The organism is Photobacterium sp. ABD4_091 (genome assembly GCF_056160145.1).
In genome coordinates this window covers 746,950-766,807 of sequence record NZ_JBSWWQ010000001.1, presented here as the reverse complement: position 1 = coordinate 766,807, position 19,858 = coordinate 746,950, and the positions used below count along the sequence as shown (strand labels likewise).

The window sequence follows — 19,858 nt, the reverse complement described above, 5'->3', positions numbered from 1 at the left end:
ATCAGTTTCCTCCCATTAGGCGCATTTCACTGAGGATTTGGTGGCAAAGCTCGGCATAAATGCTTGGCAGGCCAGATGTCGACAATAAGACGGCGCATAGCCCGAGCATCATCGACATCGGGAAGCCGAGGGCGAAAACGTTGAGCGACGGCGCGGCACGGTTCATGACCCCGAAAGTCAGGTTAACCGTGAGCATTGCGGCGATTGTCGGTAGGGCAATGGTAACCGCAGCGGTCATCATCCAGCCGAAGAGATCAATCAATCGGGCAAAAGACACCACATCGAAGCCGCCACCGACCGGGTAGCGTTCGAAACTCTGGACGATGATATCCACAGCGACCAGGTGGCCATCAAGGCCAAGGAACAACAAGGTAGTGAACATCAAGAAATAGTTGCCCAGCAGGGCGACGGTGACCCCGTTGGCCGGGTCGTTCATCATTGCCATCCCGAGGCCCATTTGCATCGACATGATCTGGCCGACCATCGCCATGGCGGCAAACAGGAATTGCAGGCACATACCGAGCAGGGCACCGATAACAATTTGTTCTCCCGCCAGCGCTACAGCCTTGAGTGATACCGGGTCAACCGCTGGCATAGGTGGCAGCAATGGTGCGGCAATAAGGGAAACTGACAGCGCCAGCAGCAACCGGGTGCGGTTGTTGATATGCGCATTGCCGATAAATGGCATGGTTATGAAGGCGGCCGAGATGCGGAAAAATGGCCACCACAGCTGGCCGGCCATGGCGGTGATTTCGGCAAAGGTCAGGTTTACCAGGCTATCAGCTAACGACATTGGCTATCGTGTGGAACAGCGAGGTAAAAAAGTCGCTGATGTTGCGCAGCAACCACGGGCCGGCAAATACCAGCATCAGCAGGGTGGTGAGCAGCCTTGGCAGGAAGCTCATGGTCTGTTCGTTGATTTGGGTCGTCGCCTGGAAAACGGCAACCACCAAGCCAACCAGCAGGCTCGGGCCAATCAGGATAACCACCATTGAGATGATCATATAGATGGCATCGGCATACAGGTTAGCAGTTGCATCTATCCCCATTACAAGCCTCCGAAACTGGCCGTCAGGCTACCGACTGTCATGGTCCAGCCATCAACCATCACAAACACCATCAGTTTGAACGGCAGTGAGATGATGAGTGGTGACAGCATCATCATACCCATGGCCATCAGCACGCTGGCGACGACGATATCAATGATCAAGAACGGGATGAACAGCATGAAACCGATTTGGAAAGCAGTCCTTAGCTCGCTGAGTACGAAAGCCGGCATCAACACCGCAAAGCTGATCTCTTCTGGCTCGAGGTCGAGTGGATCCCCGGCTATACGCAGCATCTGCTCGAGCGAGTTCTCGTAGGTTTGCGCCAGCATGAATGCCCTTACCGGCTTTTCGGCTACGGCGACAGCCTGCTGCAGGGTGATATCGCCATTGTCATAGGGCATATAGGCGTCGGTATAGATGGGATCCCAGACCGGCTTCATTAGCAGCATGGTCAGGGTCAGGCCGATACCGATCAAAATCCGGTTTGGCGGGCTCTGCTGCAGGCCGAGTGCCTGGCGGAGAATCGCCAGTACCACGATGATTCGGGTAAAGCTGGTCATCATCAGCAGCATCGACGGCAGAAAACTCAGCGCTGTCATCAACAGCAGGATCTGGACCTTGACCGAGTATTCCTGATTGCTTTCGCCGTCAAACACAGACATGAAGGCAATCCCCTGATCGGCCAATGCCTGGCCGGAAAAGCCAAGCATCAGTGCCGCAACAGGCAGTAACTTAAGCCAAACCGGCATGTGCGCTTTATGCCGTGACGTCATGCAGGGCATCTTCGGCAATATCTGTAAGGCGCAGGCCGTATTTGTCATTAACCACAACCACTTCGGCATGGCCTAAGAGACGGCCATTTACCTTGACATCAAGCGGCTCGCCGTTGAGTTTATCCAGTTCAATCACCGAATTTGGCCCGACAGTCAGCAGCTCTCCAAGGGCGATGTCGGTGCTGGCGACTTCCAGCGTGACCGTTACAGGGATCTGGCGGAAAAAGCCAAGGTCACGTGGTGCGTTAGATGGTTGGTCCAGCGTCTCGGATGCGGCTGGCGTCTCGAAGATGTCTGCGACATCGGCATCAATATTCAGATCGCCATCAAGCAGGTGTTGGATGTTTTGTTCGTTCATAATCAGTGTCGCTCCTGAGGAGTAATATTATCGATAACTTGCAAGACCAAATGACCATTTCGCTCAACGATATGGGCTTGATACAGAGGTAGTGTTCCGGCGTGAACATCAACCACTTCCTGAATATCGGACGAGATGATGTCTCCAACCTTCAAGTTGATGACTTGATCGAGGGTCAGAGTCTGGCGGCTAAGTACGGCATTGAGGCGAAGCGGTACCTGTTTGAGGTGCATCTCGCGCAGGCTTTCGACTTTCATCGGCTCGGCCTGGGTAGCAACGTCCTTTGCCGTTAATTGCAGCAGCAGGTCATCATCAAGGTGGAGGTGAACTTCCCCGTAGCTTTGCCCTATCTGGATCGCAAATTTGGCGTGCAGTACGCCATTGTTGAATGCAGGTTGCTCGTTTGAAACCTGCCACTGGTGGCTGATTTCATTGAGTAGAGTCGCTGCAAGCCGGGCTTGAACGCGTTTTTCACTGGCGTTCATAGGCTGCACTTTGGTTAAGGCTACCGTCTCTTCGTCGCTGAACTCGGTATCCTCATTCCCCTGCATGTTGCTAGCCGTGTCATGGCTGATAGTGTTTGCCAGAGAAAAACAAGGCGTCCCACCATAAAATGCTTCGGCAATTAGGTGGGTGAGTGGCTGGGAAATACTGACAAGACACTGGCCGCCAAATGCATTATGGCTAAAGCAAATAGGCTCTCTGTCTTTTATTTCCTGGTAGCTAACGTCCAATCCATAACTGAGAAGTTTGACATGGCAATCCGTTCGCCTAGTCATGTTGTTCAGTGTTTGCTCTAGTGCTTTTACCGACAGAGAAATATAAGGCGACAAAGACTGCTGAGCAGCATTTAAAGGTCTTCCTAATGAACGAATGTCGATAGGGAATACATTCTTTGAACTCTGTATATTCCTCGGTTTGACTTTATTCTTGCTAATGCTCGGTTTCATTAATAATCCCGAAGATATAAAAGTTAAACTTAATAGCTTAATAAGCTCAATAAATTGCTTGCATCTGTTCGGCGATTATTTCTATCAGCATTTTTTCAATAATTCAAACGCTTGAAAATAAGTGTCAATTTCTTGCAAATTAAATTTTTTAAATGAATTTTTAATTATTTGATGAATCAAGATCACATTATTATTCTTTATATCAATAAGAGTAAATTTGAGACTGTCTTGAAAGTGTGCGCTTGTGCATGATTTTTCGGCTTGTTTGTTTTTATTTTGTTAATTTTCATGGTTTGGTTTGTTTTTGTTGTAATTGTATTGTAGTTTTTAGCTGTTTGTAACCAAATATTAAAACGTGATCTTAAGCCAAGCAAAATAAATAGCACAAATTACTGCCTAGTAAATCAATTAAATGCTGCCTAATATCCACCCACAATGTCTTGCTTTATTGACAAATATAATAATAGACGTGTCTTGTTGCATATAAATTAAGTTGATATTAATAAAGATACGCGTGCAAGCATTATTTTTCTCGTTGTTTCTCAGTGCGAAAATAAAATATTTATTACCAGTTAGGCAATTTGTTTAATATGAAAGCAATCAAATCAACCGCAGTGCTTTCTTTGTTAGTTTTTTTATCAAATGATGTAGATGCTACAACTATTCAATCACCATTAGATAAAGTGGATTGGCAATTCTCAGGAGATCGCTTTTCTTGCAAATTAGCAAAGGAACTTAAGTTCGATGGCAGTGTAGCGTTTATTGCAAACTCAGCTCAGCCATATTTGGTTTCCTTTACCAGTAGCCAGCGTCCTTATTTTGTCGATAAGGTGTCGTTAAGCGTCAATTATTCGCCGTGGGAGCAAAATCAGCCTCTGCGGGAGTTACTGCAGGGCCAGGAACAGGGTCAGTATGGACTGGCTTTCAGCGGGACAGAATCACTTCATTACCTGCTAAATAAAATGGAAAAAGGGGCCTGGGGCCAGATCTCGGTCAGCTATAACCAGCACCAAGAAACCAAACGCTGGGATATTCCGTCGGTCAGTTTTGCCCCCGCCTATCAGGCATTCAAGTCATGTTTGGCACAGATGCTTCCGGTGGGTTACGAACAGGCCCGAGACAATACGTTCCTATTTGCCAGCAGCGAGAGCCGGATCAGCGCCGAGCAACGGAAGATGCTCAGTGATATCGCCCGGTATATTCGCTACGACCAGGAAGTCAGCACCTTGCTGATCGATGGCCATACCGACCTTACTGGTACATCACTGGATAATTTATGGTTATCGCGCCAGCGAGCCCAGGCCGTTGCAGATGAGCTAGTCGCGCTGGGGGTTGACCGCAACCTTATCCAGCTTCGCGCCCATGGCCAGCGTTACCCAGCCCTGCAAGGGACAGGTGATAGTGCCAACCAGCAAAACCGCCGGGTGCAATTACGCTTGGTCAAGGGGGATGTATGAATAACGGTAATGTAATTTTTGCCCACCGTTGCCTGATCCAGGCCGCGGCAGCTATCAAGCTGCTGAGTGCGGAAGGATATAAGGTTTGTAATGCCTCTACCGCGACTGATGCCTTAGCGAAACTGCGGGCGCAGCCAGACAGCTTGTTGTTTGTTGCCGACAACCTGGCAGACATGGACATGCTATCGACTATCCGCCGCGCCAAGCAGGTGACGGCTGGCGGTACGGTTGTTGCCATCGTCGATTACCAGCAAAGCAAACTGGCCAGCGATGCCATGCAGGCGGGAGCCGATGATTACCTGCTGCAGCCATACCAGCCAGAGCAGATCACGGCGTTGATGAAGCGTAACCAAATTGTGCAATCGCCCAAGCGCGAAGTAGTGGCGACCAGCCGTCGCAGCTTGCAGGTACTGCAGATGGCCCACCGTGCAGCCCAGACCGATGCAACGGTTTTGATCACCGGCGAATCGGGTACCGGCAAAGAGGTCTTGGCACGTTATGTCCATGAACATTCCCCACGAAGCGAAGGGCCGTTCGTCGCGATTAACTGTGCGGCGATCCCTGAAAGCATGTTGGAAGCGGTACTGTTCGGCCATACCAAAGGCGCATTTACCGGGGCGACTCAAAGTCAGGCCGGCAAGTTCGAGGAAGCCAATGGCGGGACCCTGCTGCTCGATGAGATTGGCGAGATGCCACCTGCTTTGCAGGCTAAGCTGTTGCGCGTGCTCCAGGAGCGCCAGGTCGAACGCCTTGGCAGCCACCGCTCGATTGCGCTTGATATCCGGATCATTGCAGCAACCAATGTTGACCTGCAGCAGGCGGTTGCCGAGCGCCGGTTCCGCCAGGATCTTTATTACCGTTTGGATGTTTTGCCGCTGCAGTGGCCGCCGCTGCGTGACCGCAAGGAAGATATCTTGCCATTGGCTGAGCACTTTATCCGCAAGCTCAATGCCGGGGACTCGGACTCTTGCAGCTTGTCCAAGGAAGCTCAGCAGGCCCTGTTGCACTACAACTGGCCGGGCAATATCCGTGAGCTGGAAAATACTGTGCAGCGTGCCCTAGTGATGCGCCATGGCCATTGGATCACGGCGCAAGATCTGATGCTCAACGACATGCTCAGCACCATGGTTGAAGGGGCAATTACCGAGGTGGTGGAAGATGCCAAGCAAGCCCTCAAGCAAAGCCGCAAGAATGCCGAGCAGCAATTTATCCTCGACACTTTAGCCCGCTTCAACGGGAAACGAAATGACACGGCAGAGGCTCTCGGGATGTCAACCCGTGCGCTGCGATACAAGATCGCCGCCATGCGCGAGCAGGGGATCAACATCGATTCATATATTCACCAATCAAGCTCAGCGGCGTAAGGAAAGCAGACTATGTCAAATCAGGCCTCAATGATGCAAAGCGAGATGTTGCAGCGCATGGCTGTGATGCGGGAGCAGGCCCAAACCGGCACCCAGGTTGCGGCGAATACCTCGCACCCGCCTACCGGTAACTTTCAGTCAGCCATGCAACAGGCAGTGCGTCGGGTCGATAACCAGCAGCAATTTGCCCACCAACTGACGGCGGATGTGGATGCCGGCCGCTCCGATGACTTGGTCGGCGCAATGGTCGCCAGCCAGAAAGCCAGTATTTCTTTTTCAGCATTGACACAGGTAAGGAACAAGCTCTTGGCTGCCTATGACGATGTACTGAAGATGCCTCTGTAGTGAGAAGAAAATGAGTACAACAGTAGCTGAAAACCCAGAACAGGCACCATCTAACAAATGGCTGTCATTTAAAGAAAAAATCCAGCAGCGCTTGGATGGAAAGTATAAAAACGTGGCGCTTATCACTGCGTTGGCGGTATTGGTATCGCTATTTATCGTGGTGGTGATGTGGACCCAGAGCAGCCCGTATAAGCCCCTTTACGGCACTCAGGAGCGTTACGACAACAGCGAGATCCTATCGGTGCTTGAGCAGGAGAAAATCCAGTTCCAGCTTGATAGCGAGTCGGGCCAGATCATGGTACCGGCCAACCGCTTGGCGGATGCCCGTATTATTTTGGCCGCCCGTGGCGTCAAGGCCAAGTTGCCGGAAGGGTTGGAAATCCTCGACCGTAGTTCAGGGCTGGGTACTAGCCAGTTTATTGAAAATGCCCGCTACCGGCAGGGGCTGGAAGGGGAGCTGGCGCGTACCATTTTGGCTATCCGTGCCGTCAACCATGCCAGGGTGCACTTGGCGATCCCTAACCGTACCTTGTTTGTTGGCATCAACGAGGAAAAGCCTTCGGCGGCGGTGATGCTCGAGCTTGAGCCAGGGATGCAGCTCGACCAACCCCAGGTTGAAGCGATCGTTAATTTGGTCAGCGGCAGTATAACGGGTATGGCAGCGGATGCCGTGTCGGTGGTGGATCAGTACGGCAACCTGCTCAGCGCCGATCTGGCGATGGGGCAGCAATCCCAGGTCAATGTACGTTTCCACGAGCTGCAGCAGCGGGTCGAGCGTGACATCGTGCGCCGGGCCGGTGATATGCTGGCACCTCTGCTGGGAGTCGGGAACTTCCGGGTTCAGGTTGCGGCAACATTGAATTTTGACCAAATCGAAGAGACCCACGAGTCTGTCGACAGCGACCCGGTATTGCGTACCGAATTTACCAAGCAAGACCAAACCCAGGGCCAGTTGGCAATGGGGATCCCGGGGGCACTGAGTAATCAGCCTGCCGGAGAGGAAGGCCCGGCCAGCAATGAAACCCGCAATGAGCGTGCCGAGCTCAGCCGCCAATATGATGTCGGCCGCAAAATCCGCCATACCCGCCATGCCCAGGGCGGTATCGAAATGTTATCAGTCTCAGTGTTGCTCAACGATGATGTCCATGAACAAGGTTGGCAACAAGCACAATTGGAGCAAATAGCCCAAATGGTTAAAGATTCCGTCGGATATGTCGCTGAACGCGGTGATCAGTTCAGCCTGCATGCATTCAACTTTGCCCGTGCGATAGACACCGCGCCGGTTGACACCCCATGGTGGCATGATCAGCAGCTGCTGTTACTGGCTAAGTACGGTGTTTATGCATTGCTCGGTTTGTCATTTATCGTGCTGGTGCTCCGCCCGCTGGTCAAAGCGCTGCAGCGCCCGGCACCAGTGACCACGGCACTGGCAGCAACACCTGAAGGCAGCGTTGAGTTTGTCGCCAGCGAAGAGCTGCCTGCCGCTGAGCCACCAAGCGAATATAAGCCGGTGAGTATTCCTACCGGCGGTAGCGAGCAGGATCTGGCGGATGCGCTGTTAGATTCGATTGCCCAAGGGGGCATGGTGGCCGAGGACAGTGAGCCACAGCCTGCTGCCGAGGCGGAGTTTGACTTGTCTACCTTGCCGCCTCCGGGCTCTGAGCTGGAAGTGCAGGTCAAGCACCTGCAAAAACTGACCGAAGTTGAACCAGAACGTGTTGCCGAAGTGATCAAGAAGTGGGTGAACAGCAATGAGTCTAAGTAATTTTAGCCACCTGGCAGACGGTGATGTCCTGCTAGACCCGATGGAGCAGACGGCGATTTTGCTGCTTAGCATGGGGGAAGAGTCAGCCTCGCAGGTAATGCGCCATATGTCACGGGACGAATTGCTCAAGGTTAGCCATGCCATGGCTAAGCAGCCGGCGATCCGCAGTATCGAAGCGCGCTTCGTGCTGCAGGGATTTTTCGAAGAGTTCCGCGCCCAGTCGGGGATCAGTGGTGCATCACGGACCTTCTTGCAACGTACTTTGGATAAGGCGCTCGGCGGCCGCTTGGCCCGTAACCTGCTGGATACGATTTACGGTGATGAGATCCGTACCACGATGCAGCGGCTGCAATGGATTGAACCCAAGCACCTTGCCAAGTTCCTGATGAATGAGCATATCCAGATGCAGGCAGTGTTTATTGCCTTCCTGCCGCCGGATATTGCTTCGCAGGTACTGGTCGAGTTGCCAGCAGAAGAGCAAAAAGACGTGCTGCGCCGTATTGCGGTGTTGACCGAAGTCAGCCGTGAAGTCGCTGTGGAACTGCAGGACTTGGTAGACCGCTGTATCGAATACCTGGCTGAAAACTCAAGCGCGGTGGTCGAAGGCGAGAAGCAGGTGGCCGATATCATCAACCGCTTCACGGGTGATCAGATGGCGCTGATGTCGGCGCTTGAAGAGCACGACACAGAGTTGGCCGATCGTCTTAAGAACAAGATGTACGAGTTCTCTATCCTTACCCGCCAGCCTGAAGCCGTTCGCCTGCGTATTTTGGAAGACTTGCCAACAGACCTGCTGGCTATGGCCCTGAAAGGTGCAGATTCCGCTATGCGCAAGTCGCTGCTGGCTATCTTGCCACGCCGTATGCAGCAGTCGATGGAAACAGAGATTGCCCAGCTTGGCAAAGTGTCGGTGCGCCAGGTACAGGAAGCCCGTGCGGAGATCATGGACTACGTCCGCGAGCTGAATGAGTCCAAGGTGATCAGCCTGCAGCTTTACCAAGAGACGACGGTGGAATAGTCATGTTTAGACGAAATAGAATCATGCGGTTGCAGCCTAGCCAGTTCCGCAGCCACCGCTTTCCGCCGCTGGTCGATGCGGAAGCCTTGGCCCAGGCAGCCGCACAAGCGCATAGCATGCCGCCGGAAGCTGCGATGGGAGCAGGGTTGGACAGTGACTTTGACGCTGGCCTGGGGCTGGACGAGGAGTTTGGTGTTGATGAACTGGGCTTCGATAACTTGGCAATGGACGATTTTGGCCTTGATGAACTAAGTGAAGATGCCCGCTTGCTGCAAGATACCCGTGCAATGACAGGGTCGGGAGGGGAGTCGGTGCTTGACCCGGCTCCTGAGCCGCCCCAGCAGGAGGATTTCCAGGCCCAGTTTAATAAAGGGTTTCAGCAGGGGATGACCCGGGGTCATGAAGAGGGTTTGCAGCAGGGCATTGAGCAGGGCCAGCAGCAAGGTTTTGAGCAGGGTATCCAGCAAGGCTGTGAGCAGGGAATGAAGCAAGGGATTGAGGAGGGCAAGGCTCAGTTCATCCAGGCCACAGCCCCTTTTGCCCAAATACACCAGCAGACCGCCGAGTTGTTTGCTGGCCACGAACGCCGCCAGCGGGAGCAGGTTTGTGAATTGGTCCAGAAGGTTGCCCAGCAAGTGATCCGCTGCGAGCTGGCACTGCAACCGCAGCAGATCATGGCCTTGGTGGAAGAAACACTTGAGAGCCTGCCGGGCGAGCCGCAGGGCTTGAAGGTCAAAATGGCGAGGGAGGAGTTTACCCACCTCGAGAAAGTGGCGAGCGACAAAATCGACGAATGGAACATTGTCTGCGATGACACCCTGCGCCAGGGGGAATGCCGGGTCGTAACCAAGAATGCCGAAGCCGATGCCGGTTGTGAGCAGCGGCTTGATACCTGCATGTCAGCCGTTAAAGGCCACCTGCTGGATGAGCAAGAAAGCAATGGGGACGTTAGACAGGCATCATGAGTAACATAATCGATTACCGCCTGGAACAAGCCCTGGCCTCACTCGATTCGGTCCCGGTGGCGAAAGTCACCGGGCGGCTGGTGAAGGTCACGGGGTTGATGCTAGAAGCGGTGGGATGCCGTTTGCTCACTGGCCAGCGTTGCCTGGTGGAGACCGGTAACGGCACCAAAATAGAGGCGCAGACTGTCGGCTTCAACCGCGAGGTGGCTTACCTGATGCCGGTCAGTAACGCATCCGGCTTGTTTTCTGGGGCCAAGGTATGGCCGCTAGAAGGCGAAAGCCAGCTCCGTATCGGGCCGCAGTGGCTTGGCCGGGTGCTCAACGGCCTCGGTGAGCCGCTTGACCGCTTGGGGCCAGTGCTAGGCCAAGATGATATTAGCCTTGAAAGCGAAAACATAAACCCGATGTCGCGCCGCCCGATTGATGGTGCGCTGGATGTCGGCATCCGGGCGATGAATAGTTTGTTGACCCTGGGCAAGGGGCAGCGAATTGGCCTGTTTGCCGGCAGCGGGGTGGGTAAAAGTGTGTTGCTCGGGATGATCACCCGCCAGACCAGTGCCGATGTGGTAGTGGTTGGCTTGATTGGCGAGCGTGGCCGCGAAGTGAAGGAATTCATCGAGCATTCCTTGGGGCCAGAAGGGCTGGCACGGGCGGTCGTTATTGCCGCCCCGGCCGATGAGTCGCCATTGATGCGTCTGCGGGCTTCCCAGCTTTGCCACCGGGTTGCAGAGTACTACCGTGATCAGGGCAAGGATGTGCTGTTGCTGATGGATTCGTTGACCCGTTTTGCCATGGCGCAGCGTGAAATTGCCCTGGCACTGGGTGAGCCGCCGGCAACCAAGGGATACCCGCCGTCAGTCTTCAGTATGCTGCCGCAATTGGTTGAGCGGGCTGGCAACAGCGCCTCGCAGCAGGGCAGCATGAGTGCAATTTATACGGTACTGGCTGAAGGGGACGATCAGCAGGATCCTATCGCTGACAGTGCCCGGGCGATCCTCGATGGCCATGTGGTCTTGAGCCGCCAGTTGGCAGAGGCCGGGCATTACCCGGCAATTGATATTTCCCAGTCTATCTCAAGGACGATGCCCCAGGTCGTGAGCAAGGAGCATCTCCGCTATGCAATGCGATTCAAGCAGCTCTACAGCCGTTATCAGGAAGTCCGCGAGCTGATCCCGCTTGGCGGCTACCAGCCGGGCAATGATCCGGACATGGATCAGGCAGTGGGTGCCCATCCCAAGCTGGTGGCTTTCCTGCAGCAGGAGATGGATGAAAGCGCGGATTGGGAAACCGTAAATCGGCAGATGCAACAATTGATACAGGAGCTGAACCTTGGCTAAGCATTCACAGGCACTGGATAGGTTCCGCCAGATCAGGCAGGGCGAGTTGGAAAAGCTCGGCCAGCAGTACCAGCAAAAACAGCAAGACAGTGCCAACCATTTGCAAAAACTCGAGCAGCTCGGTGAGCTGTATGACTCATGCCAGGTGGTTGCCGGAGAAACGGCATTGGCCTGGCATAACCGCTTTGCGCTTCGTGACCACCTCAAGCACCTGGCGGAAATCCAGACCCAAACCTTGGCCCTGTCTCAGGCAGAAGAGGCCAGCCTAAAGCAGCATGTCACCCAGCAGCACGTGAAAGTGAAAAGCCTTGATAGTGTGATTGACAAGCGCCGCCAGCAGCACGAAAGGCAGGTAGCGAGGGGCGAGCAAAAGCTGATGGATGAGATGGCAATGCAGCGGTTCATCCGGGCCAATTATTGATAGTGGGTGATGATTCAGAATAAAACAAAAACGCCACAGCATCTGCTGTGGCGTTTTTGTTTTATTCGATCTGCTCGGAACTAAAGCGGCTGGTACGTTGCTTCACTGTCTTGGTGCAGTACCTGGCCGAGTATTTCCTGCTGCATACTGAGCAGGCGGCTGTTGCGGTCATTTTGCGCCTTACAGCTGTGAACCAGGTCTTTTAGTTCACACCATCTATGGTCGACAGGTTGGCGGTATTGGTTCGGAAGGGCAGAGATCAGGCGGTTGACACTGTCCGGTGAGTTTTCCATACCAAGTTGTCCCAGCAACCAGCTCCGGTGATCAGCGCGCTGTTGTAATTGAGCTATCAGCTTTTGGTGTGGCTCTGTCATCGCAGTGAGTTTATCGCTGTTGCGGTGCAGCATATTGTGGTGCTGCACCTTCAACAGTTGATGGAGCTTTTGGTAATCAGCCAGGTCAAGATTGATATCTTGGATAAATGCCTTGATCACTGACGCGGGTTTTTGGCTCATGGTATTCTACTTCCGTCGTGTAATGTTTTTGTCCTGTATTAATCGCGACGGTGGGCACCGCGGATGCTGGCAGCTAGGCCATCGAGGTCGACCTCGTAATTGCCACTGGCAAGCAAGGTGCGGATTTCATTGACCTTGACCATATCCACATCTGGGATGCGCTTTAGCTCCTGCTGGAGGTTATCCAGGCTTTGAGCCTGCGGGCTGACGTCTGCACTTGGCTTGGTCACTGATGCGACCGGCGCCGGCGAGGTTGATACCTCTTTGCTGCTTGCTTCTGGTGTTTTCTGAGGTTGGCTCTGAGCCGCTGTCGCTAGCTGCAAACCTGCTTTAGTTGACTCGATCATGGCAGTTCTCCTGACTTCTTCTCCAATACTTTGGTTAAACGACCAAGCCGGCTGCGAGATTAAATCAAATTAGAAAAGCGTGGTGACCAGCCCAGCCCTGGCTACCGTTGCTTGGATCACCTTGCCGGAGCTGCTGTTCCTCACCCGTATCTGTTGCTCTTCATACCCGCCCTCTAAGGCAACCCCCTGCATGTTGGCACTGAACTGCCCGTTGCTGGCTTGGATGATCACGGTGTCTCCGGCAGAAACCATATAGGCCGGGCTAAGATGCGAGGGAGAAAGCTGTTGGTCGCGGCGGACTTGCCTCAGGGCACGCAAGCCAATGTAGCCCTGCTTTGAGGCAAAGAACTCACGGTTGATAGTGGCAATATCCGTTGGCTTCAGAACGATGTCACCGTCGGTGATAACGGCATCCTTGCTCAGTGTTTTGGCAGCAAACGCAACTGGTACTGTCACACTGACATCGGCCTGCACAGTGATCTGCCACGATTCGGGCAGGTCACAACTGGCCGCAAAGCGCAGTCGGCCGGCAGGGTAGCGGCGCCGGTCGATACGCTCGATACCTAACGGGGTGTGGCATGCCCTGAGCCGCTGGCTTCCGCTCGGCAGCCTCAGCGAAATATCGGGTTGGACGGGGGGCCAATGGTGCTGCGCCGCGGCGCGCTTTATCTCTTGTTCAATGGCGCTGGTGACCTGGCTTTTAATTTGGCTTCCGGCATCGGTATGCCCGGGCATGCCCTCATGCGTTTGGGGCGCAGCTACGGGGTGGGCGCCGAACAATACCAGCAGCAGAGCGCGGGTAGCTACAGCTCGTGTAGCGTGGGTCAATGTAGCCATTTGGTGTATTCCATCTCGTTTTGCCCTTGGTGCGGAACGGCTTCCGCTTTGCTGTTTCCGCCTGCCTTCCTGTGGCGGAAGCAGCGCTTCCGCTGGTGCGGGCTTTCTGTTTTATTTTCTTTTAAATCAATATATTAAAAGTTGGCACGGTAATTGTTTGTGAGAGTCCAGATTTTAGAATTCTTGCAATCAAGGACACAAAATGGGAATCAACTTTGACAACGCCCTTGGCATTCACCCGCACACTTTAAACCTTCGTACCGAGCGTGCCAAGGTGCTGGCGGGTAACTTGGCTAACGTCGACACTCCGGGGTTCAAAGCACGCGATTTTGATTTTCAGGCAGCGGTTGCCTCCGTTGAAGCGCAGCAGCGCCAATACGGCCAGGTTCAGTCGCAAACGTCTCCAGCACTGCAGTTCCGTAATCCTTACAACAACACAATGGACGGCAATACCGTCGAATTGGGGGTAGAGCAGGCCCATTACGCCCAGAACGCAATGGACTTCGAAACCAGCCTGACTTTTTTGAACATGAAATTCCAAGGGCTGGCGACAGCTATTCAAGGACAGTAACCCGTTATGTCATTTAGTGAAATTTACCACATCGCCGGTTCGGCGATGACTGCGCAAAGCATGCGGCTCAACACCATTGCCAGTAACTTGGCCAATGCTGATGCTGGCTCAACGACAGAGGCCGGGACGTACCGCAGCCATAAGCCGGTATTTGCCACCGTGTATGAAAACAGCCAGTTCCAGGCCAACCAGCGTGCCGGGGCCCGCGTTCAAATTATGGATGTCGTGCCTGTCGAGGGTGAGCTTGACCGACGTTACGAGCCGGGTAACCCGATAGCGGATGCCGACGGCTACGTGTTCTACCCCAACGTGGATGTAGTGTCGGAAATGGCCGACATGATGTCGGCATCACGCAGTTTTGAAACCAGTGTGGATGTCCTGGGGCGTGCGCGCAGCATGCAGCAGGGTTTGTTGAAGCTAGGCCAGTAAGGGATCGCGATGAGTACTCCATATGTCACCAATAGCGGTGGGGCGACAACAAGCAGCGGGCAGGATCCGATCGCCAGCAACGGCCAGCAGGACAATACCTTCCTGACCCTGATGATAGCCCAGATCCAGAACCAGACTCCGCTAGACCCACTTGATACCACCCAGTTCATGACCCAGTTGGCGCAGATGACCCAGGTCGAGACCATGCAGAACATGAACAACACAGTGGTTAACCAGATGGTGCTGCTGGATAACATCCAGGTGCTGACCACCGCTGGCATGGTAGGCCAAGACGTTCGTGTGACCACCGATACCCTCGAGCTGGAAGGCAACCCGCTGGATGCCGTCATTGAGTTAGATAGCCAGGTTGACGACATCAAGGTTGAAATTCGCAATGACGCTGGTGAGTTGGTGCATACCATTGAGCTCGGAGCGAACGCCGAGGGAGAAGTGGCCTTTGTGATTGATCCTGAGGCCATGGGCCTGAAAGACGGTCAGTACGATCTGACTGTGGTCACCAGTGATGCTGGCTATACGCCGGATGTCATGGTGGCTGGCACGATTGAGAAAATGCGTATTCCGCCAGGTGGTGGCTCACCGGAATTCCTGATTGGTGGCGTCGGCTATGTGCCTTTCTTCAACGTCAACCAATATGGCGAATCAAACAGTGGCAGCGATAACGGCGTCGAACCCACACCTTTATTTACGTTGGCTGGCCGCCGATAGCGGCCCGCAAAAACTAGGTTAGCAAGAGAAAAATATAATGAGCTTTAACATTGCAATGAGTGGTTTGAATACCACCTCTCAGGAATTGAACACGATCAGTAACAACATCGCCAACGTATCAACCGTTGGTTTCAAATCATCCCGTGCTGAATTCTCGGCACTGATGAATGGCGGCATGGGCGGCGGTGTTGAGCTTGCGAGCCTGTCCCAGTCATTCAACGATGGCGCGTTCAGCATGACAGGCCGCACCACCGACCTTGCCATCGGTGGTAATGGCATGTTCGTTCTGCAGGGTGAGGACGGCAGCTACACCTACACCCGTGCAGGTATGTTCCAGCAAGACAAAGACAACTATCTAGTAAATAGTGCGGGCCTGCGCCTGCAGGGCTACACCACCGACAATAACGGCAACCTGCAAACAGGTTCTATGGGTGACCTTCAAGTATCAACAGGATCAGTACCAGCCAAAGCGACAGACCGGGTGGATTTCCAAGCCAACCTTGATGCTGGCGCATCACCTATTCTCGATGAAGATGGCAACCGTATTGCGTTTGACCCGGAAGACAGCGACAGCTTCAACTCCTCCTACACCACCACTGTGTATGACTCTTTGGGTAACGAACACACCCTGACCCAGTACTTCGTGAAAACCGGTGAAAACGAGTGGGAAGTGCATTATGCAATGAACGGTGAGGTCATGGTTGATGCAGATGACAACCCAATCAGCGAAGCATTGGAGTTTGATGACAGCGGTAAGCTGGTTGCGCCAACCGGCAACATCAACCTGAGCTTTGCTCCTGAAGGTGCCGCTGAGATGAACTTTGCCCTTTCTATGTCCGGGACGACCCAGTTCGGCAGCGAATTTGCCGTATCAACCAACCGCAGCAATGGCCACAGTGCCGGTGAGCTGACCGGGATCACCATCGACGAAGACGGCATGGTGTTCGCCAACTACAGCAATGGTGAGCAAATGCTGCAGGGCCAGGTGGTATTGGCAGACTTCCCTAATACGGGAGGCTTGATGCAGACCGGCAACACCGGTTGGAGCGCTACCCAAGCATCTGGCCAGCCACTGATTGGCGCTCCAGGCACAGGCACGCTAGGTGGCCTTTACTCAGGCTACATCGAAGAGTCAAACGTTGATCTGACCGGCGAGCTAGTGGGCCTGATGACTGCCCAGCGTAACTACCAGGCCAATGCCCAGTCGCTGTCCACCCAGCAGCAGCTGACCCAAGTGCTGTTCAACATGTAAGGGCATTAGTGTGGATCGTTTGATTTATACCGCGGCAAGCGGGGCGGGTCGGGTATTCAACGCCCAGCAGGTACGCGCTAATAACCTAGCCAACATTAATACCCATGGCTTCCGTGCCGACATGGAGCGCGCCCAGGCGTATGCCGTGCAGGGCAACGGCTTCGACAGTCGCACCATGGTTCAGGCCCAGTCGGCAGGCACCCGTTTTGATGCCGCCGAGCTACAAACCACAGGGCGTGAGCTTGACCTGGCAATTCGTGGTGATGGCTTTTTTACCGTCCAGTTACCCGATGGCGATGAGGCTTACACCCGTTCGGGGGCCATTGAGCGCACCGAAGAAGGTGACCTGCACATTGGCGGGTTGCCGGTATTGGCCGATGGCGGTGATGTGGTGAACGTGCCGCTTTATAGCAGCATCGAGTTTGGCGATAACGGCCTGATCAATATCGTACCGGAAGGGGAAGTGCTGGCGGTGGAAGTTGCCCGCCTAAAGCTCGTTAACCCTGAGGTACAAGAGCTTGGCAAGCTGGAGAACGGCCTGTTTGTGACCAATGACCGCGAGCCACTCAATGACGACGAGACCGTGATGATGGTGTCGGGCTTTTTGGAGCAGAGCAACGTGGTGGCCGTTGAAGAAATGGTGGCCTCAATGCAGCTCAGCCGTAACTTCGAGATGCAACTGAAAATGATGCAGACCGCAGAAAAAATTGCAGAAGCAGGCAATCGCCTGATCAGAGCGTAAGGATAAGAGATGAACGCAGCACTATGGATCAGTAAAACCGGTTTGGCCGCCCAAGATACGAAAATGGCGACCATTTCCAACAACCTAGCCAACGTCAACACAGTTGGCTACAAACGCGACCGCGTCGCGTTTGAAGATCTGTTCTATCAAATCCAGCGCCAGCCGGGGGCGATGGCCGATGAGATCAATGAACTGCCAACCGGGATTCAGCTTGGCTCGGGTGTGCGTGTCGTCGGTACCCAGAAGGTGTTTACCGAGGGGATGTACCAAACCACCAACCAGAGTTTGGATGTTGCCATTGACGGCAAGGGCTTCTTTGAGCTGGAGACCCCAGACGGTGAGCAGGCATTTACCCGCAATGGCCAGTTCCACCTGAACTCTGACGGCCTGCTGGTCAATACCCAGGGCTTGCCGCTGGCACAGCAAATCCAGGTGCCGGAAGATGCCGAGACGATCACTATCGGCAGCGACGGTATCGTATCGGTCAAGGTTGCCAACGACGATATGCCGCAGGAAATCGGCCAGATCACCTTGGCTAACTTTATCAATCCGGCCGGCCTTGAAGCGATGGGCGGTAACCTGTTCCGCGCAACCGCCTCAAGTGGCGAGATCATCGATGGCATTGCCGGTGAAGGTGCCTTTGGTCAGCTAAAGCAAGGTGTGCTGGAAGGTTCTAACGTCCAGGTGGTTGAGGAAATGGTCGATATGATCACCACCCAGCGCGGCTACGAGATGAATGCCAAGGCACTGTCTTCTGCTGACGAAATGCTGCAGTACGTTTCTCAGGTACTGTAAGTTATGGCCGGACTGACAAAAGTGAAGACCGTTAGACACTTGGGAGCATGGCTGTCCGCCATGCTGCTAGCCGGTTGTTCATCGACTCCATCTTTAATTGATGAGCGCCCAGCGCCAGATGATCTGGACTACGCGCCGCCGATGCTCGACTACTCGCTGCCGGATGCCCGCAGTGGTTCGGTTTACCGCGATGGCTATATGTGGACTTTGTTCCAGGACCGCCGTGCCTACCGGGTTGGCGACATGCTGACCGTCTCGCTGGATGAAGATACCCGCTCGAGCAAGCAGGCCAATACCAACTTCGGCAAGAATGCCAGCGGTGGCCTGATGGGCAGTTTCTCAGGTAACTCGAACAGCGCTAGCGCAGGGGCTGATATTTCGGGTGACCGTGATTTCCGTGGTAGCTCGGCCAGTTCTCAGCGTAACTCCCTGAGCGGCTCGATCACCGTCATGGTGCACGAAGTGCTGCCTAACGGGGTGCTGCGGATCAAGGGTGAGAAATGGATCCGCCTCAACCAAGGCGATGAGTTCATCCGCCTTGATGGCCTGGTGCGGGTCGATGATATCGACAACGGTAACCAGATCTCCTCCCAGCGAGTCGGTGATGCCCGCATTGCCTATTCCCAAAGCGGTGTGCTGGCCGATGCCAATGAGGCTGGCTGGTTGACCAAGCTGTTTGTCAATCCGCTGTTCCCACTCTAACGAGGCATTATGTTTAAGCAACTTATCATTTTACTGACGGTGTTGGTGGTGCCTTTCATGTTTGTCGACGCAGCCAGTGCCGAAACTAATGAGCGCCACCTGATTGACTTAGTCGATATCCAAGGGCTGCGGGACAACCAGCTGATTGGCTATGGCCTGGTGGTTGGCCTCGATGGCACCGGTGATCGCAACCAGGTGAAATTCACCAGCCAGTCTGTCACCAACATGCTGCGCCAGTTTGGCTTGCAGCTGCCGGATAATATCGATCCGAAGCTGCGTAATGTCGCTGCGGTAAGCGTGCATGCATCGATTCCGCCGCTGGCGGGGCCGGGGCAGACTATCGATGTCACGGTGTCATCGATTGGCGATGCCAAGAGCCTGCGCGGGGGCAGCCTGGTCATGACGCCGCTTCGTGCTATCGATGGCCAGATTTACGCAGTTGCCCAAGGGAGCCTGGTTGTGGCCGGGGTCAAAGCCGAGGGCCGCTCTGGCTCCAGTATTACCGTCAATGTACCAACCACTGGCCGGATTCCCGGCGGGGCGATTGTCGAGGAAGAAATCCCTTCTGACTTTGTCAGCCAGCCGAAAGTGACGCTGAACTTGCTTCGTCCGAACTTCACCACCGCTCGTAATATCTCGCGCCAGATTGACGACACCTTTGGTCCGGATACCGCGATGGCGGTCAGCAATGCCCGGGTGGAAGTGTCTGCGCCGAAGGATTTCGAGCAGCGGGTGATTTTTATGTCGATGCTAGAAGACATGACTGTCGATATTGGCCGCCAGCGCGCAAGGGTCGTATTCAACAGCCGTACCGGTACCGTTGTCGTCGGTAATGGCGTACGCATTGGCCGCGCGGCAGTGAGCCACGGAAACCTGACAGTGACGATTGCCGAGTCGTTTAATGTCAGCCAGCCAAATGCGTTTGGCGGTGGCAATACTGTTGTGACGCCCGAGTCGGACTTGAATATCAACCACGAAAGAAACCCGATGTTTATCTGGCCGGAAGGGGTTGAGCTGGAAACCATTGTGTCAGCTGTAAACAGCCTAGGCGCCTCTCCCGACGACCTGATTGCCATCTTGCAGGCACTCCATTCATCCGGCGCGCTGGATGCCGAGCTGGTCGTGATTTAAGGACAAGCA

General features: G+C 54.2%; 24 protein-coding genes. 16 read left to right on the top strand and 8 right to left on the bottom strand.

Translation table 11 applies throughout. From position 1 onward, the window contains the following. Position 1 precedes the first annotated feature (1 nt). The 5 genes from fliR to ACXAGQ_RS03235 are packed head-to-tail and all read right to left on the bottom strand — an operon-like array spanning position 2 to position 3,130. Positions 2–793 (bottom strand): flagellar biosynthetic protein FliR, encoded by a 792-nt coding sequence (gene fliR / locus ACXAGQ_RS03255; RefSeq protein WP_475251786.1) that lies wholly within the window; start codon positions 791–793, stop codon positions 2–4. Continuing rightward, positions 780–1,049 carry a flagellar biosynthesis protein FliQ gene (fliQ, locus tag ACXAGQ_RS03250; RefSeq protein ID WP_475251784.1) on the bottom strand — a complete coding sequence of 90 codons (270 nt, stop codon included), beginning with the start codon at positions 1,047–1,049 and terminating at the stop codon, positions 780–782. The genes fliR and fliQ overlap by 14 nt, the downstream gene beginning before the upstream one ends. Continuing rightward, entirely contained in the window at positions 1,049–1,759 is a 711-nt protein-coding gene (gene fliP / locus ACXAGQ_RS03245; RefSeq protein ID WP_475254651.1) for a flagellar type III secretion system pore protein FliP, read from the bottom strand. Before fliP ends, fliQ begins: the two co-directional genes overlap by 1 nt. 46 nt (positions 1,760–1,805) lie before the next feature. Continuing rightward, entirely contained in the window at positions 1,806–2,180 is a 375-nt protein-coding gene (gene fliN, locus ACXAGQ_RS03240) for a flagellar motor switch protein FliN (protein WP_475251782.1), read from the bottom strand. 2 nt (positions 2,181–2,182) lie between these two features. Beyond that, complete coding sequence (locus tag ACXAGQ_RS03235; RefSeq protein ID WP_475251780.1) at positions 2,183–3,130, bottom strand: FliM/FliN family flagellar motor switch protein; 948 nt, start codon at positions 3,128–3,130, stop codon at positions 2,183–2,185. 590 nt (positions 3,131–3,720) lie between these two features. On the opposite strand from ACXAGQ_RS03235, the gene ACXAGQ_RS03230 reads away from it, so the two are divergent. From ACXAGQ_RS03230 to ACXAGQ_RS03195, 8 genes are read left to right on the top strand one after another with little or no spacing between them, the layout of a single operon-like run. Beyond that, entirely contained in the window at positions 3,721–4,587 is an 867-nt protein-coding gene (locus ACXAGQ_RS03230; protein ID WP_475251778.1) for an OmpA family protein, read from the top strand. After that, positions 4,584–5,951, top strand: a complete 1,368-nt coding sequence (locus ACXAGQ_RS03225) for a sigma-54-dependent transcriptional regulator (protein ID WP_475251776.1) — start codon at positions 4,584–4,586, stop codon at positions 5,949–5,951. Before ACXAGQ_RS03230 ends, ACXAGQ_RS03225 begins: the two co-directional genes overlap by 4 nt. Before the next feature lie 12 nt (positions 5,952–5,963). Beyond that, positions 5,964–6,296 carry a flagellar hook-basal body complex protein FliE gene (fliE, locus tag ACXAGQ_RS03220; protein WP_475251774.1) on the top strand — a complete coding sequence of 111 codons (333 nt, stop codon included), beginning with the start codon at positions 5,964–5,966 and terminating at the stop codon, positions 6,294–6,296. 10 nt (positions 6,297–6,306) lie between these two features. Next, a complete protein-coding gene (fliF, locus tag ACXAGQ_RS03215; RefSeq protein ID WP_475251772.1) occupies positions 6,307–8,061 on the top strand; it encodes a flagellar basal-body MS-ring/collar protein FliF in 1,755 nt (584 codons plus the stop codon). Continuing rightward, on the top strand, positions 8,048–9,079 hold the full coding sequence (locus ACXAGQ_RS03210) for a FliG C-terminal domain-containing protein (protein ID WP_475251770.1): 1,032 nt from the start codon (positions 8,048–8,050) through the stop codon (positions 9,077–9,079). The genes fliF and ACXAGQ_RS03210 overlap by 14 nt, the downstream gene beginning before the upstream one ends. A 2-nt stretch (positions 9,080–9,081) precedes the next feature. Beyond that, entirely contained in the window at positions 9,082–10,044 is a 963-nt protein-coding gene (gene fliH / locus ACXAGQ_RS03205; RefSeq protein ID WP_475251768.1) for a flagellar assembly protein FliH, read from the top strand. Then, positions 10,041–11,381, top strand: a complete 1,341-nt coding sequence (gene fliI / locus ACXAGQ_RS03200; protein ID WP_475251766.1) for a flagellar protein export ATPase FliI — start codon at positions 10,041–10,043, stop codon at positions 11,379–11,381. The genes fliH and fliI overlap by 4 nt, the downstream gene beginning before the upstream one ends. Next, positions 11,374–11,802: a flagellar export protein FliJ gene (locus ACXAGQ_RS03195; protein WP_475251764.1), complete on the top strand. Its 429-nt coding sequence runs from the start codon at positions 11,374–11,376 to the stop codon at positions 11,800–11,802. The genes fliI and ACXAGQ_RS03195 overlap by 8 nt, the downstream gene beginning before the upstream one ends. A gap of 80 nt (positions 11,803–11,882) precedes the next feature. Here ACXAGQ_RS03195 and flgN read toward each other — a convergent pair whose 3' ends face one another. The 3 genes from flgN to flgA all read right to left on the bottom strand — a co-directional run bounded on the left by flgN (position 11,883) and on the right by flgA (position 13,501). Next, complete coding sequence (flgN, locus tag ACXAGQ_RS03190; protein ID WP_475251763.1) at positions 11,883–12,317, bottom strand: flagellar export chaperone FlgN; 435 nt, start codon at positions 12,315–12,317, stop codon at positions 11,883–11,885. A gap of 38 nt (positions 12,318–12,355) precedes the next feature. Then, positions 12,356–12,664: a flagellar biosynthesis anti-sigma factor FlgM gene (gene flgM / locus ACXAGQ_RS03185; protein WP_107300628.1), complete on the bottom strand. Its 309-nt coding sequence runs from the start codon at positions 12,662–12,664 to the stop codon at positions 12,356–12,358. 69 nt (positions 12,665–12,733) lie between these two features. Continuing rightward, entirely contained in the window at positions 12,734–13,501 is a 768-nt protein-coding gene (gene flgA / locus ACXAGQ_RS03180; protein WP_475251761.1) for a flagellar basal body P-ring formation chaperone FlgA, read from the bottom strand. A gap of 202 nt (positions 13,502–13,703) precedes the next feature. Here flgA and flgB point away from each other — a divergent pair, with 202 nt between their 5' ends. Genes flgB through ACXAGQ_RS03140 form a run of 8 tightly spaced genes read left to right on the top strand, consistent with a single transcriptional unit; the run spans position 13,704 to position 19,849 of the window. Then, complete coding sequence (flgB, locus tag ACXAGQ_RS03175) at positions 13,704–14,072, top strand: flagellar basal body rod protein FlgB (protein WP_475251759.1); 369 nt, start codon at positions 13,704–13,706, stop codon at positions 14,070–14,072. Between the two features lie 6 nt (positions 14,073–14,078). Beyond that, positions 14,079–14,501: a flagellar basal body rod protein FlgC gene (flgC, locus tag ACXAGQ_RS03170; RefSeq protein WP_475251757.1), complete on the top strand. Its 423-nt coding sequence runs from the start codon at positions 14,079–14,081 to the stop codon at positions 14,499–14,501. Between the two features lie 9 nt (positions 14,502–14,510). Continuing rightward, positions 14,511–15,227 carry a flagellar hook capping FlgD N-terminal domain-containing protein gene (locus ACXAGQ_RS03165; RefSeq protein ID WP_475251755.1) on the top strand — a complete coding sequence of 239 codons (717 nt, stop codon included), beginning with the start codon at positions 14,511–14,513 and terminating at the stop codon, positions 15,225–15,227. Between the two features lie 37 nt (positions 15,228–15,264). Further along, a complete protein-coding gene (gene flgE, locus ACXAGQ_RS03160; protein ID WP_475251753.1) occupies positions 15,265–16,479 on the top strand; it encodes a flagellar hook protein FlgE in 1,215 nt (404 codons plus the stop codon). Between the two features lie 10 nt (positions 16,480–16,489). Then, positions 16,490–17,221 carry a flagellar basal body rod protein FlgF gene (locus ACXAGQ_RS03155; protein WP_107300634.1) on the top strand — a complete coding sequence of 244 codons (732 nt, stop codon included), beginning with the start codon at positions 16,490–16,492 and terminating at the stop codon, positions 17,219–17,221. Positions 17,222–17,230: 9 nt separating this feature from the next. After that, a complete protein-coding gene (flgG, locus tag ACXAGQ_RS03150) occupies positions 17,231–18,016 on the top strand; it encodes a flagellar basal-body rod protein FlgG (protein ID WP_107300635.1) in 786 nt (261 codons plus the stop codon). A gap of 3 nt (positions 18,017–18,019) precedes the next feature. Next, a complete protein-coding gene (gene flgH, locus ACXAGQ_RS03145) occupies positions 18,020–18,718 on the top strand; it encodes a flagellar basal body L-ring protein FlgH (protein ID WP_475251751.1) in 699 nt (232 codons plus the stop codon). 9 nt (positions 18,719–18,727) lie between these two features. Next, the gene (locus ACXAGQ_RS03140; RefSeq protein ID WP_475251749.1) at positions 18,728–19,849 is read left to right on the top strand and encodes a flagellar basal body P-ring protein FlgI; all 1,122 of its coding nucleotides are present in this window, start codon (positions 18,728–18,730) and stop codon (positions 19,847–19,849) included. Positions 19,850–19,858 lie beyond the last annotated feature (9 nt).